Source organism: Terriglobus sp. ADX1 (assembly GCF_036877645.1).
Lineage (GTDB): Bacteria > Acidobacteriota > Terriglobia > Terriglobales > Acidobacteriaceae > Terriglobus.
Genome location: NZ_JAEDXV010000043.1, coordinates 1 through 23,416, shown reverse-complemented (window position 1 = coordinate 23,416; position 23,416 = coordinate 1). Strand labels below are relative to the sequence as shown.

The window sequence follows — 23,416 nt, the reverse complement described above, 5'->3', positions numbered from 1 at the left end:
CCAACTGCAGCAACAGTTGGTACAGCGTACACCGGCACAATCGGAGTAAGTGGCGGAACAGGACCTTACACATGCTCCCTTGCCAGCGGCACTGTTCCTGCGGGACTGACGTTGAACGGCTGCACACTCACGGGAACTCCCACAACGGCTGGATCGACCCCGCTTTCCATCAAGGCATCAGACTCCAGTTCACCTGCAAACACCACCACTGCGAACGTCACAGTGATTGTGAATTCGTCTCCCTCCACCATCACATCTGGAACCCCGCACATCAACTACACCGATCTGAACGTTGGTAGCGGTACAGGCGGTGATAACGGCAACGGTGTATACGTCCGAATCTTTGGCAGCCATTTCGGTTCCAGCCAGGGCTCCAGTTCAGTCACGCTCGGTGGTTCTCTCGTCACCAACTGCACGCTGTGCTCGTGGAGCGATACGCAGATCATCGCTCAACTCGGTTCGTCAGCTACCACGGGCCAAATCGTCGTCACAGTCAATGGCCTGCAATCCAACGGAATGCCATTCACGGTAACGCCGACAACAATCGTCTTCGTCTCCCCGAACGGTTCTGACTCAAACAGCGGTTCGTTTACCTCACCATTCAAGACATGGCGCGCCGCATTCAATTCCGTAACCTCGAACGACTCCAGGTCGCCATCGCAAAATACCGTGATCTATCTGGAGCCCGGCACAGATGTCTCCTTCGATGATGGCCGTTCCTACAAGGCCGCTATCTCTACAGATCTCGGCGGAACATCCGCTACCAACCAGCTCTCCATCGTAGGCTACCCCGGTGGAACGGTGAATGTTGGCAGTTCATCCATCACCAACGGCGTGCATGGATGGGGCAAGTTCGTCACCATCGCAAACCTGAACATCGTTGGTCAAAGCTCAGCAATCGATGCGGAGGCTGGCAACATCCGCATCATCAATAACAGCCTTTCCTGCCCCGCACCACCATCAGGACTGGGCGGTACAGCCTGCGTTCTGGGCGAGACGGAAGATCCCACGGAAACATGGGTATTCCAGGGCAACAATGTTCATGACACAGGCGGTAACGTCGACAAGACCTATCACGCTGTCTACTTCTCCAGCAACGTGAATCACGCCGATGTAGGTTGGAACAACGTGGGTCAGAACTTTAAAGGTTACTGCCGCGGCATCATGTTCCACGCAACACTGGGTAGCAATCAATTTGATCTACACATACACGACAACATCGTCACCAACTCTTACTGTGACGGCATTGCATTGGCTTCGGTCGATCCATCTCAGGGAACGGTCGAAATCTACAACAACGTTGTAGCTCATGCCGCGCTCCTATTGAACCCATATGGTGTTGCCAATGAAGCAGGCATCGCTATCAATACTGACCCTGCAGGTTCTAGCAGCGGAAATGTTGAAGTCTATAACAACACCGTCGTCGACGCTGGCGCGTATCTCCTGGGCAACCAGAATGGCTGCTTCGGAGTCGTCACTAGCGGTGCCGGCATGCACCTGACAAATAACATCTGCTATCAGCTATTGCCGACAGAACCATACATTGAGAAGGGATCAACCAACGTCAGCGGCAGCAACAATCTATGGTTTGGTGCGGGCGCAGCTCCCACATGGGATTCCGCTCCCATTACCTTAGATCCGCTGTTCCTCTCTACGTCGCTCTTCTCCTTGCAATCCCAGTCACCGGCAAGTGGCAGCGGAACAACGTCGATCATGTCCCCATTCGATATCGTCGGCGTGCCACGTGGCTCGCGACCATCCGTGGGTGCATATCAATAACAACCTTTAATTCACTGTTTGGGGCGACAAAGTTTGTCGCCCCACTTTTTTGCTAGATCGCTCCTCTTCCCACCAACACAACCTTCACAGTCTCAAGCACGATAGCAAAATCCAGCCAGATAGAAAGATGCTTCACATAGAAGAGGTCGTACTCTACTTTGCGGCGCGACTCTTCAATGTTCGAGCCATAGTGATAGCGCACCTGCGCCCATCCCGTAAGTCCCGGCAACACTGAATGACGATGCTGATAAAACGGGATATGTTCTTCCAGAATGGAGCAGAGATGAGGCTGCTCCGGCCTGGGCCCAATCAGGCTCATATCACCCTTCAAGACATTCAATAGCTGAGGCAGTTCGTCGATACGATACTTCCGCAGATAACGTCCTAATGTCGTGATGCGGTTCGTCTCTTCACCTGCCCAACCGGTGCGCTCTCCAGCTTTAACCGGCGCCATACTACGAAATTTGAGGATGCTGAACGGACGTCCAAAGAGTCCGATTCTCTGTTGCCGAAAGAAGATCGGTCCATCATTTCTCAAACGAATCAGAAGCGCTGTAACAGCCATCACAGGCGAGGCCAATAAAAGCAACGTACCGGCCAACGCAATATCCAGAAACCGCTTCGTAAGCCGCTTCGTCGGACGATTTACATAATGCTCACTGAAGATGCAGTCCTGTGCACGAAGCTTATCCACGCGCACACGTCCTGTCGCTCGTTCGAAAAACGTCTGCGAGTCTTCAATGAAATGCCCTGCCATCTTCAGATCAAGAAGAAGAGATAAGTTGTCATCCGATTGAGCCTGCGCATTCGCGACGATCACGCGATCGAAATGCTCTGCATCGATATTTTTTGCATCCAGCGCAGAGCGCAAATGAGATGGCAGTGCAATCCGAGCCACTTCCATATTCCATTCCGGGCTCGATGTGATCACACCGTGTAGTTCGCTGGCCTCGTCCCCCGCACCAACAATGAGAACCTGTTCCCGCTTTCGCGGAAGAGCCAGCCGCCTGGACAGCAGCGTAACCGCCGCAACGATACCCGCGAACATCACCGTGCGCGAAAGCACCGGCGTGGCAACGGGAATCAGCAGTGACACGACTGCAAGCAACAGGAAAAGAACGCCGAAGGCACGCATCACCTGCACCAGCGTCTCGCGCCCCATGCGAACGACGTTTAGGTTATAGAGTTCGTGGTAGTACAGGATCATCTGGCATAACAGTCCAACCGCCATAAGCCGCAACAACCCCAGCACAAGACTGCCGGGCGACCGATTCGGCTCCACGGCTACCAGCGGCAGCACAAAGAGCAAGGGCGCCACAATAACCAGAACGACAAAATCAAACGTTAGAAGAAGGGCGGCCCTCGGAGGGAGGGCCTTTCCACTTATCTTCATACTGATCTCCTCTATACAAGCTCTGCGACTACCGGAGTAGCCTCAGGCCGCACACTACGAACTGCCTGCTTGAGAGCACTTACAACACGGTCAATCTCGTCATCGCGAAGCTCTGGATAGATCGGCAGTGAAAGAACTTCGCGCGCTGCACGTTCCGCCTCAGGCAACGAACCCTCTTCATAGCCAAGCGACGCGTACATCGGCTGCCTGTGCAGTGGAACCGGATAGTGAACAGCCGATTCAATGCCCTGCTCCTTCAACAACTGCTGCACTGCATCGCGTTGCGGAACGCGGATCGTGTACTGATGAAAGACATGCGTACGGCCTGCAGCAGCCTGCGGCAGAACAATCTCTTCTATCTCTGCCAGCCCTGCGCTATAACGTGCTGCACGCTCTGCACGCTGACTGTTCCAGGTGTCCAGATGTGGCAGCTTCACACGCAGCAGTGCTGCTTGCAGCTCATCCAGACGGCTGTTCCATCCCAGGAATTCACTGCGGTATTTCTTGGCGCTTCCATGTGCACGAGCCATGCGCAGAAACTGAGCCTTCTCCGCATCACGAGTCACAATCATGCCGCCATCGCCATAAGCGCCAAGGTTCTTGCTCGGGAAGAAGGAAAGGCAGCCGTAATCACCAAAGGAGCAAACCGGATCGCCATCATAGCGCGCACCCAGAGCCTGCGCCGTATCGCCCAGAAGAGCCAGACCATACTTGAAAGCAAAGGCAGTGATCGCAGTAATGTCCGCCGCCTGGCCATATAGATGAACAGCGATGATCGCCTTCGTCGCCGGAGTAACAATTGCCTCCAGCTGTGCCGGATCCATCGTGTATGTAACCGGATCAATGTCGGCAAAAACCGGGGTAGCCCCCAGCAGACTTACCGTGTCCGAAGTGGCAACAAAGGTAAATGCCGGAACGATCACCTCATCGCCGGGGCCAACACCCGCCGCCTTGAGTGAAAGCAGGAGCGCATCGGTACCGGAGGCAACGCCCACGGCGTGGCCCACCTTGCAGTACTCGGCGACCTCCTTCTCCAGAGCCGCAACCTCCGGCCCAAGAATGAAGTGCTGATGCTGCAGCACACTCTCGATCGCTTCTCCAATTTCATCGCGCAGCGAAGCGTACTGCCTCTGCAGATTCAGCATCCGTACCGTTTCCATTCCTGTCCCCCATTCGCAGGTGTAGACCACCTTGCCCCTCTGCTGTTGCACGTCACAAGCCAGATCGCAGATATCACGCAGGAGGGCGTTTTCCCCGAAATTCAAGGGCATCCAACGCCCGCCGCGAGTTGCCATGAGAGACCACACAATGCAAGGGATTGCATACTTTTCGCGGGCAGCCGCAGCACCAAAGCGTAACTACGAAACGCTCCGGTATCCGCAACATAGGGCTTTTCCCGCAATTCATCGGGCCTTTACACGCAGATACGCCCAACAAACCCTCGCCACTCCAATGGCATGGCAAATGCACTTGCGTCAGTGCGAACCAGTCAACACACGCAATAAGGAGTGCATGAGGATGGCACGTTATCTAATTACGGGAGTCGCCGGGTTTATCGGTTCCTCTCTTGCCCACCATGTGTTGCAGCAGGGCCATGAAGTTATTGGCATCGACAATCTAGTGGGCGGCGATGTCCATAATCTCGATGACATCATTCGAGACATCGACTTCCGCGTGATAGACATTAACGAGACCCTTCGACTGCGCGAGTGCTGCCGCGGTGTCGACTATGTTCTCCATCAGGCGGCGCTGGCATCCGTCCCGCGCTCCATCCGTGAACCTCAGGTCACACATGTTGCCAACGTAGACGGAACTCTCAGCGTTCTTATCGCCGCGCGCGACGCTGGCGTAAAGCGTGTCGTCTATGCCGCATCCTCTTCCGCCTACGGCGATAAGTCTTCTCAGCCAAAGAACGAAGACATGATCCCGTCGCCTCTCTCGCCCTACGCCGCACAAAAACTGGCCGGCGAGTATTACGTGAAAAGCTTCTGGCATGTGTACGGACTCGAAGGTGTCTGCCTTCGTTACTTCAACGTCTTCGGACCTCGCCAGGGCTCTGACTCACCGTACTCTGGCGTCATCGCCAAGTTCGCTTCGGAAATCCTGAAGGGCAACACCCCGCTGATCTTCGGCGACGGCCACCAGAGCCGCGACTTTACATATATCGACAATGTCGTATCGGCCAACATGTTGGCGTGTATGGCCCCGGCAACCGATGTTGCAGGACGCGTCTTCAACGTCGGCACTGGTCAAAGCCATTCTTTGAATCAGACTTACGAACTCATGGCGCACTATCTCTCCTTTAAGAAGGCGCCGCTCTACACCGCGCCACGCTTGGGCGACGTATTGCACTCCGAAGCGGATCTCAGCCTGTCGCGGAAGACGCTTGGCTACGAGCCGATACACAGTTTCAAAGACGGTCTGGCAAAGACAGTGGGATGGTTCCTGGAGCAGGAAGCCTCAGCCATCACGAAGTCCTCCCAGTATCGTCTGGTGGGCTAATTACTTAGCAAATTTCTTGAACGAAAGGCATCCCAGCTATGTGCGGAATCGTGGGTTACATCGGCACTAAACCGGTTGTTCCAGTCATCCTGAATGGGCTGAAACGGCTGGAGTATCGCGGTTACGACTCGGCTGGCATCGCGCTGGGTGGAGGGGAGAGTGGACTCTCCATCCGGCGCGCTTCGGGCAAGCTTCGCAACCTTGAAGCTCTTCTGGCACATGATCCTTTGCGTGGCGACTACGGCATCGGTCACACACGTTGGGCAACACACGGCAAGCCGTCTGAGACAAACGCCCACCCGCATCGCGACTGCACCGGCTCTCTGGTCGTAGTCCATAACGGAATCATTGAGAACTATCGTGCGCTGAAAGAAGAACTATCCGCACAGGGCCACATCTTTCTCACGGAAACCGATACAGAAATCATTGCTCATCTGATTGAGGAGGAATACACCAATGCCCGTTGCAACGAAGACGTTGACATCCCGTTGGAAGAAGCCGTTCGTCGCGCAGTCCTCAAGCTCACAGGCGCATTCGCCATTGGCGTCATCTCGCATGAAGATCCAGGCAAACTCGTCGCAGCCAGATGCGGACCTCCCGCCATCGTCGGCTTTGGCGATAACGAATACTTCCTGGCCTCTGACGTTCCCGGCATCCTTCACTACACACGCGAGATCGTCTTCCTTCAAGATGGAGACCTCGCAGTTCTAACAAAGTCCGGCGTCCGCTTTTTTAACTTCGAAGGAAAGCCCATCGCTCGATCGCCACAACACATCTCGTGGGATCCGGCGCAGGCAGAGAAGAATGGTTACGCACACTTCATGCTCAAAGAGATCTATGAGCAGCCGCGAGCCGTGCGCGACACGTTAGCAGGCAGACTCTGCAATGCATCGGGCCTCATTGAGTTACCCGAAATCAACGTAAGCCCCGAAACATTCCAATCGGCACAGCGAATCCTCATCGCATCCTGCGGTACCAGTTGGCATGCGGGACTCGCGGCAAAGTTCCTTTTGGAACGCATGGCGCGCATCCCTGTAGAAGTGGACTATGCCAGCGAATTTCGCTATCGCGATCCGCTCGTAAACGGTAGCGACATCGGTCTGCTCATCAGTCAGTCAGGCGAAACCGCAGATACACTCGCGGCACAGGCAGAAATGATTGCAAAGGGCGCACAAACAGTGGCCATCTGCAATGTGGTCGGCGCTGCACTTACTCGCAAAGCCATCGGCACGATCACTACCAATGCCGGACCAGAAATCGGTGTAGCCAGCACCAAGGCATTCACCGCGCAACTCGCAGCGTTGCTTGCGTTCAGCTTGTACGCAGCGCAAAGCCGCGGCACCATGACCACAGAAGAGATTCAAACACTCTCGCTAGATCTGCAGAAGCTGCCTGCGCTGATGGAGAACGCACTGCGTTCCTGCCAACCCGTCTGCGAAAGCCTTGCCCACATTTTTGCAAATGCAAGCGATTTCCTTTTCTTGGGACGTGGCATCCACTATCCCATCGCGCTGGAAGGCGCGTTAAAGCTGAAGGAAATCAGCTATGTGCACGCAGAAGGCTATCCAGCGGGCGAAATGAAACATGGCCCGAACGCGCTGGTCGATGAAACACTACCGGTCGTGTGCGTTGCAACCAAAGACTTCCACGACCCCACCAGCGTACTGAAGTATGAAAAGACCCTCAGCAACATTCAGGAAGTTACCGCACGTGGCGGACGCGTGATTGCAATCGCCACGGAAGGCGATAACGAAATCGCAAAGCTGGTGGAGCACACTATCTATGTCCCGCAAGCACGCGAAGTCCTGCTGCCGCTGCTAGAAGTCATACCGTTGCAACTACTCGCTTACCATATCGCGGTAAAGCGTGGGTGCGACGTTGACCAACCGAGAAACCTCGCCAAGAGCGTAACGGTTGAGTAGTATCACCGCGCGTGGGGAGCGCAACGTGCAAACGCTGCACTCCCCACTTTTTTTGCGGATCAGATGCGTGGCGCAAGAAATACTGAGTGAAACTTCGACTTACCAAGGCTATGCAGCGTTAAAAAATATCGCGACGTTTACCAAAAGTAAGTAGCCGCAACCTTCGGTGGGTCGGCAAGATTGTTTACCAGATCTGATGCCAGCACAATCTCGTAGTTCCCCTTCTCCCAACCAGCGGGAGCGGTTTTCGCAAAGTCGCTCAACAGCTCAGGAGAACTCAGGAAGATCCTCACCGCCGCGGTGCCATGCATCCCCAGTCCCGCAACGATCACCGTAGGCTGTCCCGTCGCTGGACTCTTGAAATGCGCAAAAATCCCGTAGTCGCGTGTTGAATGGTTTTCCACGCCGAAGCGTTTCCCGTTGGGGACTTTCGTATCCACAATTGCATTGGGCACACCTGGCGATTGCACAAACTGATACCGCAACGGAGCCTGCAGCCGCATTGTCCATTCGTTATTGAAGGCTCCAATCAACACGGCAGGCGCACGTTGCAGATCCTCCACCTTCGTATCCTGAACCGGCAGCAAAGAGGCACCGCCCCCAGAGTGTCCAATGGCTGAACCAACCACAGCTGCAGTGCGTGCCGTCGTAAACGAGAAGCCCGGATGCCGCGGCACAACATTGCCTTCCTGCCCACCTGTTGGAACACCCGGATAAGAGTCCAACGATCCGGCACATAGCAATACGTTTTGCCCTTGGAAAGCCTCTTTCCAGATGCGATCACTTTCGCTCACCGTTAGTCGGTTGTGCGCAGACGCCGCGATCAACGCTCCCACCACCAGACCGCAGATCAACAAAAGGGCCGGAACCTTCCAATTCCACAATGGCCTACGAGGTGCATCCGCGACAGTGACTGCCACCTGCAAAGTCGGACGCTCCCGTTCGTCGCTTTCTGACAGTGCAGACACCACAGATTCCACTAGGGCGACTTCGTGTGACGCAGCCATCGCCTCAACAGGTCGGAAGTCCGGGACATAGCTTCCCAGCGGCAGCTCGATCAATATCTCATCATCAGCATCGGTCTCAAAGTAATACTGTGCGAGCCTGCGCCGGACCTCGCCTGCCGTCACTCGAACTACGGCATTAGCATTCGTGTCATAGTCCAGCGGCTGTTGAAACACCGCAATGCCAATCGTCCGTTCCTTCAACTGAACGGCGTTTCCATCCAGCTTTTCCTCTACGACATAGCGAAGAAAGGCCTGGCACCTTCGACTGTTGCGAAAGGTGCTGTGAGCCAGAATGCGCTCCAGTTGCCGCGCAACCGTAACGCGCAAATCTGCCGTGACATCAAGTTCTTCTCCAGTTGCGCTGGCCATCATCGGGGGACTCCATTGAGAGACCGATTCTAGCGGATTCCCCCCACAGGTGGTAAGACCACCCCTCATGGCCACCGAACGGCTCTCGAAACAGTTACGAACGTCCACCGCTGGAAGCGCTTAGGTCTTTCCATTGAGCCACTTACACGCGTAACGCTCGCCCGCATCGCTCACTAACCGTTAAGCACCTTATCGACCGCATTCCACTGCCCGTACTTTCCTGCAGTCATCAATCGTTCACATTCGCCTGTCGCGAAAGTCCTCCACCAGGTACCGGTAGCCAACACTCCGGCCCGTCACGGGGATTCAAGACACGCTACCGGAAGCGGAGTTCAGGCGCTTCTCTTCCCAAGTGCATCAGCGCCTGTCCTGCACCTTTTAGCCAGACACCCCAACAAGTCGGAGATTCCATGAAATCGCAAAAAGCTCAGACCCGGCTCACCCGCCGTTTTCACTCTGCTCTGCTGTCCGTTCAATTCGTACTTCCGGTTGCGCTCGCCGCAACCATGCTCACGCCGTCACTACACGCCCAGGGCACCACCTCCGCTCTCGGTGGCAAGGTATTCGACCCTCGCGGCAACTCCATCAAGGGTGCCGCCGTAACCGTCACCTCGGACGAAACCGGCGTCAAGTGGACCACCAAGACAAACTCCGCTGGCAACTGGCAGGTCAACGCCCTGGTAGCAGGCCACTATCGTTTCACCGTCGAGGCCTCTGGCTTCCAATCGTTGCAGCACTCATCCGTTGAACTCCAGATCTCCGATCAGAAGCTGCTCGACGTCACTCTCGCCGTCGGCAACACGACAGACACGGTAACCGTCACCTCGGAAACCCCGCTCATTGACACCACTGCCTCCGTCTCCGGAACCACACTGAGCAGCGAAGACTTTGACGAACTCCCATCACAGTCCAACTCCCCCATGGACTTCGTACGGCTAGCCCCTGGCGTGTTCATGTCGCCGCCCAGCGGTGGCGCTGCCCTGCTCTGGTCGAACAACTCGCTGTCCGCCATCGTCACCAATGGTGCCGGCTCCGGCACCAATGCCATGAACTACATGATCGACGGCGGCACAAACACCATCGTTTCAAGCGGTCAGGAAGCTTTCGTTCCGCCCAATGACGCGATCGGCGAGGTTCGCGTTTTGACCAACGCCTATGACGCCGCCATTGAACGCACCGCAGCCGGCACCGTCAATATGACCGTCAAGAGCGGCGGCAAGAAATTCCACGGCGCCGCCTTTGAACGCAACATCAACACCTTCCTAAACGCCAACTACTACCAGAACAACCTCAACAACATCCCCACCCCTACCGTTCACTTCAATGAGTGGGGCGCGTCAGTAGGTGGCCCGGTCTGGATCCCCAAGGTGTACGACGGCGGCAAGAAGGGTACGTTCTTCTTCTTCAACTACGACGGCATCCATAACACTTCACCCGCAGCCACCGGTTATCTAAGCTTGCCAACACAGGACGAGCGAAATGGTGACTTCAGCAAATCCTTCACCACCAACACGGTCAACGGCGTCACGACGCAGTACCCTGTCACCATCTACGACCCGAACACCGCCACATCCACCGGCAACAGAACCCAGTTTGCCAACGCCACCGTACCCACTGCGCGCATTAGCTCCGCTGCCAAGGCAATCCTCGGTTATCTTCCGTTACCGAACAGAGCCAGCGACGGTGCCAGCACAGACTCCAACAACTACACCATCAATCAACCCAAGATTGATAAGTTTGTGAACTACATTGGTCGCGTGGATCAGGCATGGAACAACAACCACCACAGCTACTTTGAATACCGCTACAACCATCTGAGCGAGTTGGCAGGTGATCCCTTCGGCCCGAACAACATTCTGGCTGGTGCATACCTCATCCGCATCAACCACGGCGCCACAGTCAATCATGCTTGGGTCATCAATCAGCATCTCGTCGCCACCTTTGTTGGAAACGTCACGGCATGGAAGACGTCCAGCTATTCCCCCGCCAACGCTCCCGGCGTAAAAGCAACGGACTTCGGCTTCTCATCGCAGTTTGAGGCGCAACAACTCATCTCAGGCCTGCCAGCACTCACCGGCCTCTTCGCCACACTGGGCAACACCTCCGCCCCTTCCACCACGCTGGGCAACACCTCCGGCCCCTCCTACGAAAACGATTACAACTACGAAGGTCGCGCCTCGCTCCAGCACGTCATCAAGAACCACACACTGCACTATGGCATCGGCTATCTGGTGCAGCAGGAAGCGACCGGCTCCAGCGGTGGCGCTGCGGGTACGTACAACTTCTCAAATATCTGGACCACCGCAAATCCCAACACAACAGCGGGTATCGGTGTAGGCTCATCCTTTGCAACGTTCCTGTTGGGTCTTCCATCCAGCGGTTCCATCACGCAAAACAGCAGCGCGTATTATTCCCAGCCTTACATCGGCACCTTTGTGCAGGATGAATGGCGCGTCACCCCCAAACTCTCCATAAGCGCAGGTGTTCGCTGGGACTACCAGTACGCTCTCACAGAACGTCATGACCGCTACTGGAGCCGCTTCGATCCCAACTACAACCTCACCTCGATCACCGGCTATGCGCAGCCCAAATACGCAAGCATCGTCGGTGGTGCACAATCCAACTCCGGTATTGCGCTGTTGCAGCAGCAGCGCTCCGACGCCTCTTCATTCGTGGCTCGCGGCGCAATCCTCTATGCAGGCCAGAACAGCGTCAGCCGCTCCGTCACCGATCCGCAATACCGCTACATCCAACCGCGCTTCGGCATTGCATATCTTCTGCAGCCGAACTTCGTCTTCCGCGCCGGCTTCGGACGCTTCGTGCAATCCAACTATGTAGCGAACCACGCCAACCAGGCAGGCTATTCCTCCACCACCACCTTCAACGCAACAACCGACAACTACATCACGCCAGCCACATCAATTAACAATCCTTATCCCAACGGTCTCGTCGCCAACACGGGTAATTCCTTGGGCATCTACACCAGCCCAGGCTCGGTCTCCAGCTTCTACACGCCAGACATCAAGCGTCAGTACACCGACGACTACAGCGCGCACATGCAATACCAGGTTCGCGACTATCTCTTTGAGTGGGGCGGTGTCTATGAACACACCACTGGCCTCGTCGTCGGTTATCACGTCAACAACCCAACCATCTCGCAGTGGCACGCTGCATACGATCCTCAGTTCGATGCAACAGGTCGTCCTGTAGACACACTGCCCGGTGATACGCAGGTCACCAACCCCTTCAAGGGCGCGCCGTACATCACCAACACGCTGGAGACAAACTCAACCCTCTCCGCATATTCCCTCATCCGTCCCAATCCTTTGCTCGGCGACCTCGTAGAAAACTTCTACAACGGCACCAGCGATCACTATGCTCTGCAAAGCAAGGTGCAGAAGCGCATGCGCAACGGCTTCGCTGCAACCGTCAGCTTCAGCTGGGGTAAGCAGATGGACTCCACCGGGTTCGTAACGAACAGCGTCGTGTCACAGCAGATTCTTCGCCAGCTCAGCAGCAGCGATCGCCGCTTCCAGGTATCCGCAGCGCCCACATACACGTTGCCGTTCGGCCGCGGCAAACTCATCGCAGGCAACGCCAACCGCTTCGTCAATGCGCTGATCGGAGGATGGGAAATCAGTGCGCTCTATACCTTCGCCTCTGGTACACCGCTAAGCCTGCCCACCAACTCCGGCTTCTTCCAGGGCGGCGACCCCGGTTTGAACAGCAACAAGTCATCCAAAAAGTGGTTTGATACTTCCAAGTTCATTCCCTTCCCCACCATCAACACCAAGGCCGCGGACATCCACAACCCCAACATCTATCCCGCATGGACAAAGATCAGCACCATGCCCGGCTATGGATGGTCGCCAACATCTTCTTCCGATAAGGCTCTGAACGGCGTCTATCACGACTTCGCAACATGGTCGTCCAACAACCCAACCTATTACGGCGACGTCCGCAGTCCCTACATCAACACATGGAACATGGGCGCACGCAAGTCCTTCAGGTTCGATCGAGGCATAGGCCTGCAACTGAAGATCGACGCCTTCAACGCACTGAACCATCCGCAATTCGGCAACATCAGCACAACCAACACCAGTGCCTACTTCGGCTACGTAAACGGATCCAACACGCTGTCGCAAGTCAACGACCCACGCAACATCCAGCTCTCCGGCAGAATAACCTTCTAACCAACCACAATCGCAACCAACAAAAGCGGCATGTCCACAAGGACATGCCGCTTTCGTTTCGATAGAAAACAGGGGGCTAGAACAGGATTCGACCACCCACCTGGATGATGCGGTTATCACCACCACTGCCAGTAACTTTGCCAAAGTTGGCATTGTTCATCACAGCAGTTGGAGTACCAAGGTTGGTCAGGTTAAACACGTTGCGGAACTCGCCACGAAGCTGAAAGCGCAGCTCATGATAGATGCTGAAGTCGCGGAACAACGATGCATCCACATTCCGATACCCCGGTGCATCCAGCGTGTAAGGACGCGTATTGCCCAGCAGGTTGAGCGGTCCAACACCTGGGCAGCCGCTGGTACCGGTGATGCAATACGCACTCGTATCAAACCACTGGTTCATCGCAGTCACACGCGATCCGTTGTTTGGCAGCACGCGCTGAACCTTACCCGGAATCACGCTGGGACGGTTATTTCCATTGCCGGAGTTATAGTTATCCGTTCCCGTTGTCACAGTGAATGGCTGACCACTATTCGCCGTCCAGATCGCTGTGATCTTCCATCCATTCAGAGCATTGCGAACGAAGAAGTTATAGCTGCTGAAGTAATCCGGCTCCCACACAAACGATGCAGTCATCATGTGGCGACGATCCTGATCCGAACGCTGCCGATACTCCAACTGCGGATAGTTCGAATCGAGGAAGACGCCATTCGTGCTTCCCGTGCTGTCCAGGAAGTTCGACTGCAGCGTCTTGCTCCATGAGTAGTAGCCGCGAGCACTGATGTGCTTCACAATCCGTTGCTCAACAGAAACCTGCAGGCCGTTGTAATTCGAGTTCTGATTCGAACGGATGATCCAAACATTGCTGTAGATCGGGCTCGAAGCATAAGCTCCATACATGGCATTCAAAGGACGACGATTATTCACCGTAGCGCTGGTATTGGCGTAAGCACACGTTAGCTTCACATCCGTGCAGCTTGCCCCACTTCCACCAGCTGAATTGATGTTGAACACAGGTCCATTAATGTCGTTATACAAAGGTGACTTGCGATTGTAAGACCCCACGAAGTTTATCGACACCGCCGTATTGCGTAGCAACTGGTGCTGTACACCGAAGTTCACCTGCATCGCATAGGGCCAGCGGAAGTTCGGATCAAACGCAACCACCTGGTTCAGTGGCAGGAAGGTAGCCGCCTTGGTTGCGTAGTTAAATACCAGGCCCGGATAGGGATTGGTGCCTGTCGGAAACTCTGTCGGATCGTTCTGGTATGGATGCGTCAGTGAGTTCACCTTCACATAGCCGCTGTTACGCACGGCATACGGCGCATAGTTTGACGGGTACTCCCACATGTTGCCGGAGATGCCACCAAAGAACAGACCAGCCGCTCCATGAAACACCGTCTTGCCATTACCCATGGGATCGTACGCAAATCCAAGCCGCGGCGACACATGGTTGATCGGCGAGAACACACCGCCCTTCGGTACACCCGGATCACCCGGGAACAACATACCAATAGGAGCGAGATTCGGGCCATTCGGGCTCAAAATTCGTGCATTAAATGCATGCGACTGCACTCCTGGCGTGAAGTTTGTCTGCATCCTCTGCGGATCGGTCGGTGCCTGCTGGAAGTCGTAACGAACACCAAGGTTCAATGTCAGATTCGGAAGGATCTTCCAGTCATCCTGCGCAAACAAACCATAGCTATACCAGCTTGCGTTCGCATACAGCGGGGTGTCTTGGCCCATGCCAGCAGGAATACCCGCCACGAAGTCAGAAGTCGCATTACCCGTACGCTGACCGATAGCTGTGCTGAAGGTGAAGGTTCCATAGTTATTCAGCAACGTCTGCTGGAAGTCCTTCTCCAGCCCCACTTCGCCACCGAGATAAAGCGAGTGCTTGCCTCGTGTCGTACTGAACACATCACGTATGCCATACACATTCGCACCAGCTTTAGGTCCGGTAATGGACTGGCCCAGGGTAAACGCCTCGACACCACCTATGGAGATGTTTGGCCGAGAAGGGGTTCCCACCACACCAAGATCTGAACCAAAGTCAGCCAGCGTAGAAGCGGGAACTGCGGTACGTCCGCCATACTGCCTTGTGTAAGTCACCCAGAACTGATTCACAGAACGGTTGCTCACTGTCCAGGTATCGCTGATGCTGGCGTTCTGCTGCTTATTCGCGTAATTCGAATACGACCAAATCTGAGCAAAAGTGCTGGGCACAACGCGCACACGATAGTTCAGCAAGAAGTATGACAGCGTCAGACGATGAGCCTGCGTTAGCTGATGGTCTGTCTTACCCAGATACTCTTCGTTTTGTTCGGGCAACGGGGACCGCGTACGGTAGGTGTAACGTGTATCACCAAACTGTGCAGGCAATTGTGCCGGCAGGTTTGCCTTTAGGAACTTCACGATGTTCACTGCAGTCGCATCCACGGCGGGCAGCTTATTTCCCGCATAAGGAGTGGATGTTGTGGCGGCCGCACCCGTCGTTGGCGAGAAGATCGTTGGACGGCACACCAGAAAGTGAACGGCTGTATTTGCTGCCGCAGTCGGGTTCGAGGTGCAGCTTGCCTGTTCTGCAGCGGTCGGCAAATTCTCTGAGAAGTCGCCGGCCATCTGCGCATCGCTCGGCAGGCTACCGCTGTATGTTCCGCTCTGGATAAAGCGGAATCCACCGAAGCTGGCAAAGAAAAAGTCCTTATCTTTACGGATCGGACCACCCAACGTAGCACCAAAGCGATGCTGATTGTAGGCGTTCTTCACATTCGAGTTATGCGAGTTCGCATTGAAGTTGCGGTCGCGGAAAAACTCAAACACCGAACCATGGAACTTGTTCGTACCGCTCTTGGTCACAATGCTGACCACGGCAGACGAGTAGCGCCCCAACTGCGCGCTATAGTTATTCGTCACCACGTTGAACTGGTTCACCGCGTCCGGGTTCGGCACCTGGTTACCCGTATTACGCAGGCCAGTCATGTTCAACGTACCGTCAAGGTAATACGAAGTCTGGCCCACAATGCTGTCGGGCGCACCGTTCACAATCACATGCAATTCCTGGTAACCCAGGTTGTTGATCGTCTGTACGTTCTGTACGCCCGGCACCAATTGCAGCAGGCGAGTCACATCGCGGTTTACCAGCGGCAGATTATCAATCTCGCGATTCTCCACCGTATTACCCAGCGTGGAGTTCGCCAGATTCACCAGCGGTGTGTCCGCTGTCACTTCCACTGTCTCTGCCCCACCGCCAGCCGTAACAGTCAGCTTCAGTTCAGCAGATTCCAACACGCTCAGCGTTACGCCAGTCTGTTCCAGTGTCTTAAAACCCGGAGCATTGACGACGACCTTATACGAACCAACCGGAAGGAATTCCTGACGGTAGCTACCGTCGGCCTTCGTCTGAAAGGTACGGGTAAAGTTCGTCTGCGTATTCGTCAGCGTGATCGACGCATTAGGAACAACGGCGCCATCCGCATCCACCACCGTACCGGAAAGAGTCGCGGTACTGAGCTGGGCAGAAGCAGAGAGTGTGCATGCCACTGACAGCACACATGCAGCAATAGGGATACGTGACCAATTCGTCATCTGGGTCTTTTCCTCCGGAAGCGCTTCCCATCATGGAAAGGATTCCGATTTCGGAACCGCTTCCATTCATGATGGTTGGACCACGGAATATAAACAGATTTTCGGAAAGCTTTGCAACAGGTCGGAGGCAGAAATCTGTCACTTTTTCGCCATTTGCAGCAAAAAAGGTTGCTGAAACGTTTCAGCAACCTTCAAACCTGTCCTACACCTTTCGGAAACGCTACCGATAAAGCTGTCGGTACATCTCCCGATTGCGCAGGATGCTCTGCACATATTCGCGCGTCTCGGTGTACGGAATCGACTCCACAAATTCCGGCAGGTCCTTGTAGTTCCCTTCGCCCACCCAGTTCCGCACCGGCACGTCACCAGCGTTATACGCAGCCAGCGCATACTCCGGTGTATTGCTCCACCGACCCAGCACCTCGCGCAGATTCATCGTTCCCAGCTTCAGATTGATCGACGGATTCAGCAGCATCGGCGCACTGAACTTCTTAATGCCCGCACGCTTCGCCTCCTGCTTACCAACACCCGGCAGCAACTGCATCAACCCCATCGCATTCGCACGCGAAATCGCACCGGGATTAAACTCGCTCTCCTGCCGAATCAATGAAGCCACTAAATAAGGATCAAGCCCCTGCGCCTCAGCGTTCGTCGTCAGATCGCTCCAGTAAGGACGCGGGAATAGCAGCGTCCAATACGCATTCGGCACTTCACTCACCGGCAGCGTATACAAACCAGAACCGCTACGCTTCACCGCCTGCAACGCGCGCACATTCTCGCCATAGCTGGAATAGATCTCCGCCTCTGCCAGCGCGCCCCATTGCGATGCCGTTCCGCTCGCCTGAATCTCCGGCCCGATATATTCGTTCAGCGCAGCATTTGCCAGCAGCCGAGCCTTAATCAGATGCGGATCATTCTCCGGCAGTGCGGCCACCAGTGTCGGCGCAGGCGGCGTCTTCACATAACCCAGAACCTCCGCAGGCGACGTCAACGTCTGCGTTCCTATCTGCTGTAACTGCTGCCGCGCCAGGTTCGCATAGTAGTAGTTGCGATACGTGTTTGAGAGCACGGTGAAGTAGTTCGCAGCCTGCGCAGGATTCTTCTCCACATCCCGCAGCAAACGACCACGCCAGTACAACGCGGTCGGCACCTCCTGCCCCAGCGGGAAGCGCATAATCTGCTCATCCATCAGCCGCGCAGCTTCGGGATAGTTTCGCAAACGATAGTTCAACCACGCCGCACGCCAATGCGCACTCGGCGCATACGTGCTGTTCGGGAACATCTCAAACAGCTTCTCGTAATGCGCAATCGCCTGCGTCGAGTCGCGTTTGATCAGATACATATTGCCGCCGGAATACAGCGCCTCTTCCAGCCAACGGCTCTTCGGAAAGCGCTGCTCCATCTGCTGCAAAATCGACGAGTGTCCGGCAATATCGCCTTCGTTGCGCGAAATCTCCGCCAGGATATAAAGCTTCAGCGCTGCGCTATCATCGCCCGTATCCGGCAACTTCTCTGCATCACGCCGCGACAGGTGCTTCAACTTCAAATCGCAAACCGCACCATAAATATCCAGCGCATCACGATCCGCCTGCGACAACGAAGGATCATTCTTGATCGCGTCATACTCCGCGCCCGCCTCGCCATAGCGCTTCGCGTTGAACAACGCGTCAGCGTGCAGCTTGCGTTCACCCGCAGTCGGTCCAGCATTCAACGATTGCAATGCCACGCGCGACTGCTGCGCCTCAGGCGAAAACGGCAACCGCACAAAGATCTGCCGATAGATCGACACAGCAGCGGCCGTATCCCCCGCCATCTGGTGCGCCTTCGCTTCTGTAATCAGATAATCCGCACTCTGCGACTTCGGCTGCCCCATCAGAATCGCCAACGCCCGCAGCGCATTATTCGCGTCGTTATTAAGTAGATAGGCATTCGCCAGCGTCACCGGCGCACTCGGCACAAAGATGCTCGCCGGATACCTCTGCGCAAAGTTCGTCAGCAGAGTAGTCACCGTAGAAGCATCACGATTATTCAGCGCCGACTGCGCTGCCAGATAATCGGCATAATCACGCAACGCACTTCCCTGCGCCGCCGCCTGCTTATACGCGCTTACGGAATCACCATAGCGACGATCCGCGGCATACGCATGTCCGATCGCCAGATAAGCCGCGGCAGCACCCTCTCCCGGATGCGCAGACGCATAACTCTGCACACCGGCAAACGCCGCGCTGGAACGTCCCGCCACCAACTGCTGTGCCATCGGGCGCAGCGTCGAGCTCTCAACAAACGCTGTATGAAGCGTCTTTGATTGAACAGTCGGTTCAGAAATCACATGAGTCGTCTTCGCGTGCGTGCCACTCTTCAGCGCATGACTGGCAGAAGCCTTGCTGCTCTTCCCATGCGTCGTCGTGGACTTGCCCTTTGCAGCCGAACTGCTCTTTGCAGTGCTGTGTGTCGACGAGGCAGTCGAGTGTGTTGCCTTTTTCTTCTGCGTCGCGGCGTGCACCGCTTCCGCAGATACCAAAGGCAAAGACAAAACCGCTACAGCGGCCAAAGCAGAACCGGATCGGAAGAAAACCCTCACGTTACCACTCTAGGATGCAGAAGCCTCTTCGGGCCTCTACCCACACAATTTGGACGAACCAAGCAAGGTAACGACCCGTTCTTGTGGTTTCTCGCAGACATGTCGGACCTCCTGAACCAACGGGTCTTCATCACACAGACCTGGGTTGCCATTTTGCGTCACGCATTTTGATAAACATTCGGCCTTGAAAAGACCTTTGATACATTGGGGGAGTTTTGCCCCCTATCGAACATTCAAATTGCTGGCAGGAGTTAAGTTCCCCCTATGTTCCACTCGAACGCCAATAAGATCACTTACGGAAAAACTCTCTCGGTCCTCGCACTCGCACTTAGCCTTGCACCTGTCTCCTTTGGACAAGACACGCTCGTCTCAGCCCTGAAGCAGAAGTACCGCCTCTCAGAGATCAACTCGCAGGGCGTCGTTGCAAACCCTGGAACTGTATTGACGATCGAGGCAGACGGCATCAATGCCGAGCCCTACCCCACCATGATCACGTTTGAGAATCCGGTGATAGACGGCCAGGTAAAGCAGCGGTCTAAGGGCCTCGGCTTCCTCAAGAGTTCGAACCTGCAAATTCTGCAGCCCGGCCAGAAGGTGTACATCACCAAGATCAACAACAGCACGGATTCAAAAGAAGATTCGCTGAAGGTAACCATCCTCACGACCGATGCGGTTCTGGCCACGTTCGGCAGCGGCTACGGCCAATACCGTACTTCGAAGCGCTACTCCACCACACTGGCATTCAAGCTTCCCTCCGGAACCCTGGCTCACATGTCTCCGGAAGATGCCGAAAAGACGATCGAAGCCGTTCTGTCAGTAAATCCGGCCGATCAGGTTCGTGCGCGTGACTCAGGCACCGTTGCCCGCTCGTGCGAGCCGCATTGTGCTGTTTCCACCACCACCGGCACTGTCGTTGGCAACGCAGTTGTTGCTCCGACTGCCGCACCGGCGACCGCCGCTCCCACCATCGGACTTGGACAAACTCCGGACCAGGTCACGTCGATCCTGGGTGCGCCCAGCCAAATCATCGACCTCGGCGCAAAGAAGATCTACAAGTACCCCGATATGAAGGTCATCTTCACCGGCGGTAAAGTCAGCGACGTGCAGTAAGCGCGCTCCATTTCGTACGGAATAACGTTGGGGCACTCTCGCAAGAGGGTGCCCCAACTGCTTTCTGCGAGATGTCCGGGCGGAAACCCACCCCAAAATCGACAAAAAATCAATCTAATTTCCCACCACCATTTCCACCTTCAACAGGCGTAAAGTGAAATTTTGACGGGTATCCGGGCAACCTTTTCAGAAACCACAAGTGCCCCTACCAATCTCCACATCTGCCCTACATCTTGTGCTTGCACCCACCTCCGGGGCGAGCTACAGTGTTCCTACTTCAGATGTGACGTCACCCGCGTACGCCCAGCGAGCTGCGCGCCTGGCGAAAAGAAAGCGTAAAATGGAAGGGGAGGCGGAAGCCCCTTTCGCCCACGGAATACAGAGTCGCGCGCCCCCTAAAGAACGCGACCCAGAACGGCGCCCCTGCGGGCGCAAAGCAAGGAGCCCCCATTGGCGACAACGGCACAAACAAGCCTCTCTGACATCACACCCGGATTCCCCGTCCGTGACGAAACCCCTGTCATGCACGTGAAGAAGCGCAACGGCTCGCTGGAAGCCGTGGATGTCAACAAGATCGTCCGTGCCGTGCAGCGTTCGTCGCAGAGCTTGCCGCACGTCGATGCCATGCGCATCGCCTCCAAGACCATCGGCGGCCTTTACGACGGCGCCACCACGCGCGAGCTGGACGCCATCTCCATTGACACTGCGGCGTCGCTCATCGCGGAAGAGCCGCAGTACTCCAAGCTGGCCGCACGCCTGCTCCTGGCCACCATCCTCAAGGAAGTCGCCGGGCAGAACCTGCACTCCTTCTCGCAGTCCATCGAGTACGGTTTCCAGCAGGGCGTTGTAGGCCCCGCCGTGGCAGAGTTCGTCTCCGTCCACGCTCGCAAGCTGAACCACGCCATCGACGAAAACTTCTCAGACCGCTTCGAATACTTCGGCCTGCGCACCGTGTATGACCGCTACCTGCTTCGCGATCCCCTCTCGCGCAAGGTCATCGAAACGCCGCAGCACTTCTTCCTGCGCGTGGCCTGCGGTCTGGCTGGCACGCCGCATGAGGCCATTGAGTTCTATCAGCTCATCGCCGCGCATGACTACATGCCGTCATCGCCCACGCTCTTCAACAGCGGCACCAAGCACCCGCAGATGTCTTCCTGCTACCTGCATGATTCCCCGCAGGATTCGCTGGAATCCATCTACGACGCCTACAAGGACGTCGCTCTGCTGTCGAAGTTCTCGGGCGGCATCGGCCTTGCCTTCCATCGCGTCCGCAGCGAAGGCTCGCTCATCCGTGCCACCAATGGCCTCAGCAACGGCATCATCCCGTGGCTGCGCACGCTGGATTCGTCCGTCGCTGCCGTCAACCAGGGTGGCAAGCGCAAGGGCGCATGCTGCGTCTACCTGGAGCCATGGCACGCTGACGTGGAGAGCTTCCTCGAACTCCGCGAAAACACCGGCGACCTCTCCCGCCGTACCTACAATCTGAACACCGCCAATTGGGTTCCCGATCTCTTCATGAAGCGCGTGGACGAAGACGGCATGTGGTCGCTCTTCGATCCCAAGCTCGTTCCCAACTTCCCCGATCTCTACGGCGAAGAGTTTGAACAGGCATATCTGCAGGCAGAAGAAGGCAAGATCTACCACCGCCAGGTGAAGGCGCGTGATCTTTACGCCCGCATGATGCGTTCCCTCGCGGAAACCGGCAACGGCTGGATGACCTTCAAGGACGCCTGCAACGTCAAGAACAACCAGACCGGCGCGCCCGGCAACGTGATCCATCTGTCAAACCTCTGCACAGAGATCACGGAAGTCACCAGCTCCGCGGAAACCGCCGTCTGCAACCTCGGCTCCATCAATGTTGGTCGCCACACCAACATGAACGAGAACGGCGAGGTCTACTTTGACTTTGAGAAGCTCGCCAACACGGTCCGCATCGCGGTGCCCATGCTCGATCGCGTCATCGACATCAACTACTACCCTGTTGACGGCGCTGCCAAGGCCAACAACCGCTGGCGCCCCGTTGGCCTCGGCCTCATGGGTCTGCAGGATGTCTTCTTCCAGATGCGTCTTGCCTTTGATTCGCCGGAAGCACAGGCGCTGTCCACCAAGATTCAGGAAGAGATCTACTACCACGCGATGGTTGCCACCACCGAGCTTGCGGAGAAGTTCGGAGCGCACCCCAGCTTCAGCGAAACCCGCCTCGCAAACGGCCAGTTCCAGTTCGATCTCTGGAATGTGAAGCCGTCCGAACCGGCCCGTTGGGATGCGCTGCGTGAGCGCATTCTGAAGTCCGGCGTGCGCAACTCGCTGGTCATCGCAATCGCACCCACCGCCACCATCGCCTCCATCGTTGGTTGCTATGAGTGCATTGAGCCGCAGATCAGCAACCTCTTCAAGCGCGAAACACTCTCCGGCGAGTTCCTGCAGGTCAACCGCTACCTCGTCAACGAGCTCAAGCTCCGCGGCCTGTGGACGGAAGAAATGCGCATGCGCCTCAAGATGTCCGAAGGCTCCATCCAGAACATTGACGGCCTGCCCGACGACCTGAAGCTCATCTACCGCACCGTGTGGGAGATCCCCATGCGTTCGCTGATTGACATGGGAGCCGCACGTAACGCGTACATCGATCAGGCACAGTCGCTGAACCTGTTCATCGAATCGCCGAACATCGGCAAGCTCTCTTCCATGTACATGTACGCATGGAAGAAGGGCCTCAAGACCACCTACTATCTGCGCTCGCGCCCGGCAACGAAGATTGCCAAGGCCACCGTGCAGAAGGGCTCCGTCATGGCGTCCACGCCGGCTCAGCAACTGACCAACGTCCCGGTGCCAACGCCGGAACAGCAGCCGCTGGATGCCTCCGCCGCCATCGCCTGCTCTCTCGAAAATCCTGAGAGCTGCGAAGCCTGCCAGTAATCCAAAGGCGCTCCGTTCTTACGGCGGAGCGCCTTCTCTGAATTCGTCATCCTGAGCG

Annotated in this window: 11 protein-coding genes; 6 read left to right on the top strand and 5 right to left on the bottom strand. The window is 56.0% G+C overall.

From position 1 onward, the window contains the following. Nucleotides 1-1,779 (top strand): hypothetical protein (locus tag JAO32_RS18675; RefSeq protein ID WP_334243217.1); only part of this gene is annotated, 1,779 nt, incomplete at its 5' end. A gap of 52 nt (nt 1,780-1,831) precedes the next feature. Here JAO32_RS18675 and JAO32_RS18670 read toward each other — a convergent pair. Continuing rightward, nucleotides 1,832-3,172 carry a sugar transferase gene (locus JAO32_RS18670; protein WP_334243215.1) on the bottom strand — a complete coding sequence of 447 codons (1,341 nt, stop codon included), beginning with the start codon at nt 3,170-3,172 and terminating at the stop codon, nt 1,832-1,834. An 11-nt stretch (nt 3,173-3,183) separates the two neighbouring features. Beyond that, the gene (locus JAO32_RS18665) at nt 3,184-4,437 is read right to left on the bottom strand and encodes a DegT/DnrJ/EryC1/StrS family aminotransferase (protein WP_334243213.1); all 1,254 of its coding nucleotides are present in this window, start codon (nt 4,435-4,437) and stop codon (nt 3,184-3,186) included. A gap of 253 nt (nt 4,438-4,690) precedes the next feature. On the opposite strand from JAO32_RS18665, the gene JAO32_RS18660 reads away from it, so the two are divergent. Both JAO32_RS18660 and glmS read left to right on the top strand, forming a co-directional pair. Continuing rightward, nucleotides 4,691-5,674: an NAD-dependent epimerase/dehydratase family protein gene (locus JAO32_RS18660; RefSeq protein ID WP_334243211.1), complete on the top strand. Its 984-nt coding sequence runs from the start codon at nt 4,691-4,693 to the stop codon at nt 5,672-5,674. A 38-nt stretch (nt 5,675-5,712) separates the two neighbouring features. Continuing rightward, entirely contained in the window at nt 5,713-7,596 is a 1,884-nt protein-coding gene (glmS, locus tag JAO32_RS18655; RefSeq protein ID WP_334243209.1) for a glutamine--fructose-6-phosphate transaminase (isomerizing), read from the top strand. Between the two features lie 137 nt (nt 7,597-7,733). Here the strand turns inward: glmS and JAO32_RS18650 are convergent, their stop codons facing one another. Beyond that, nucleotides 7,734-8,975 (bottom strand): hypothetical protein, encoded by a 1,242-nt coding sequence (locus JAO32_RS18650; RefSeq protein WP_334243207.1) that lies wholly within the window; start codon nt 8,973-8,975, stop codon nt 7,734-7,736. Nucleotides 8,976-9,382: 407 nt separating this feature from the next. Here JAO32_RS18650 and JAO32_RS18645 point away from each other — a divergent pair, with 407 nt between their 5' ends. Further along, nucleotides 9,383-13,165, top strand: a complete 3,783-nt coding sequence (locus JAO32_RS18645) for a carboxypeptidase-like regulatory domain-containing protein (RefSeq protein ID WP_334243206.1) — start codon at nt 9,383-9,385, stop codon at nt 13,163-13,165. A 76-nt stretch (nt 13,166-13,241) separates the two neighbouring features. Here the strand turns inward: JAO32_RS18645 and JAO32_RS18640 are convergent, their stop codons facing one another. Further along, nucleotides 13,242-16,751, bottom strand: coding sequence for a carboxypeptidase regulatory-like domain-containing protein (locus JAO32_RS18640; protein WP_334243204.1), 3,510 nt, complete (start codon nt 16,749-16,751; stop codon nt 13,242-13,244). Between the two features lie 220 nt (nt 16,752-16,971). Continuing rightward, nucleotides 16,972-19,278: a lytic transglycosylase domain-containing protein gene (locus JAO32_RS18635; protein ID WP_334243202.1), complete on the bottom strand. Its 2,307-nt coding sequence runs from the start codon at nt 19,276-19,278 to the stop codon at nt 16,972-16,974. Between the two features lie 318 nt (nt 19,279-19,596). Here JAO32_RS18635 and JAO32_RS18630 point away from each other — a divergent pair, with 318 nt between their 5' ends. Next, nucleotides 19,597-20,442, top strand: a complete 846-nt coding sequence (locus JAO32_RS18630) for a hypothetical protein (protein WP_334243201.1) — start codon at nt 19,597-19,599, stop codon at nt 20,440-20,442. A 450-nt stretch (nt 20,443-20,892) separates the two neighbouring features. After that, on the top strand, nt 20,893-23,358 hold the full coding sequence (locus JAO32_RS18625) for a ribonucleoside-diphosphate reductase subunit alpha (RefSeq protein WP_334243199.1): 2,466 nt from the start codon (nt 20,893-20,895) through the stop codon (nt 23,356-23,358). Nucleotides 23,359-23,416 lie beyond the last annotated feature (58 nt).

Coding starts and splice junctions, on each gene's coding strand:
- JAO32_RS18670 (WP_334243215.1), bottom strand. CDS start 3,172: ATGAAGATAAGTGGAAAGGCCCTCCCTCCGAGGGCCGCCCTTCTTCTA.
- JAO32_RS18660 (WP_334243211.1), top strand. CDS start 4,691: ATGGCACGTTATCTAATTACGGGAGTCGCCGGGTTTATCGGTTCCTCT.
- glmS (WP_334243209.1), top strand. CDS start 5,713: ATGTGCGGAATCGTGGGTTACATCGGCACTAAACCGGTTGTTCCAGTC.
- JAO32_RS18650 (WP_334243207.1), bottom strand. CDS start 8,975: ATGATGGCCAGCGCAACTGGAGAAGAACTTGATGTCACGGCAGATTTG.
- JAO32_RS18645 (WP_334243206.1), top strand. CDS start 9,383: ATGAAATCGCAAAAAGCTCAGACCCGGCTCACCCGCCGTTTTCACTCT.
- JAO32_RS18640 (WP_334243204.1), bottom strand. CDS start 16,751: ATGACGAATTGGTCACGTATCCCTATTGCTGCATGTGTGCTGTCAGTG.
- JAO32_RS18630 (WP_334243201.1), top strand. CDS start 19,597: ATGTTCCACTCGAACGCCAATAAGATCACTTACGGAAAAACTCTCTCG.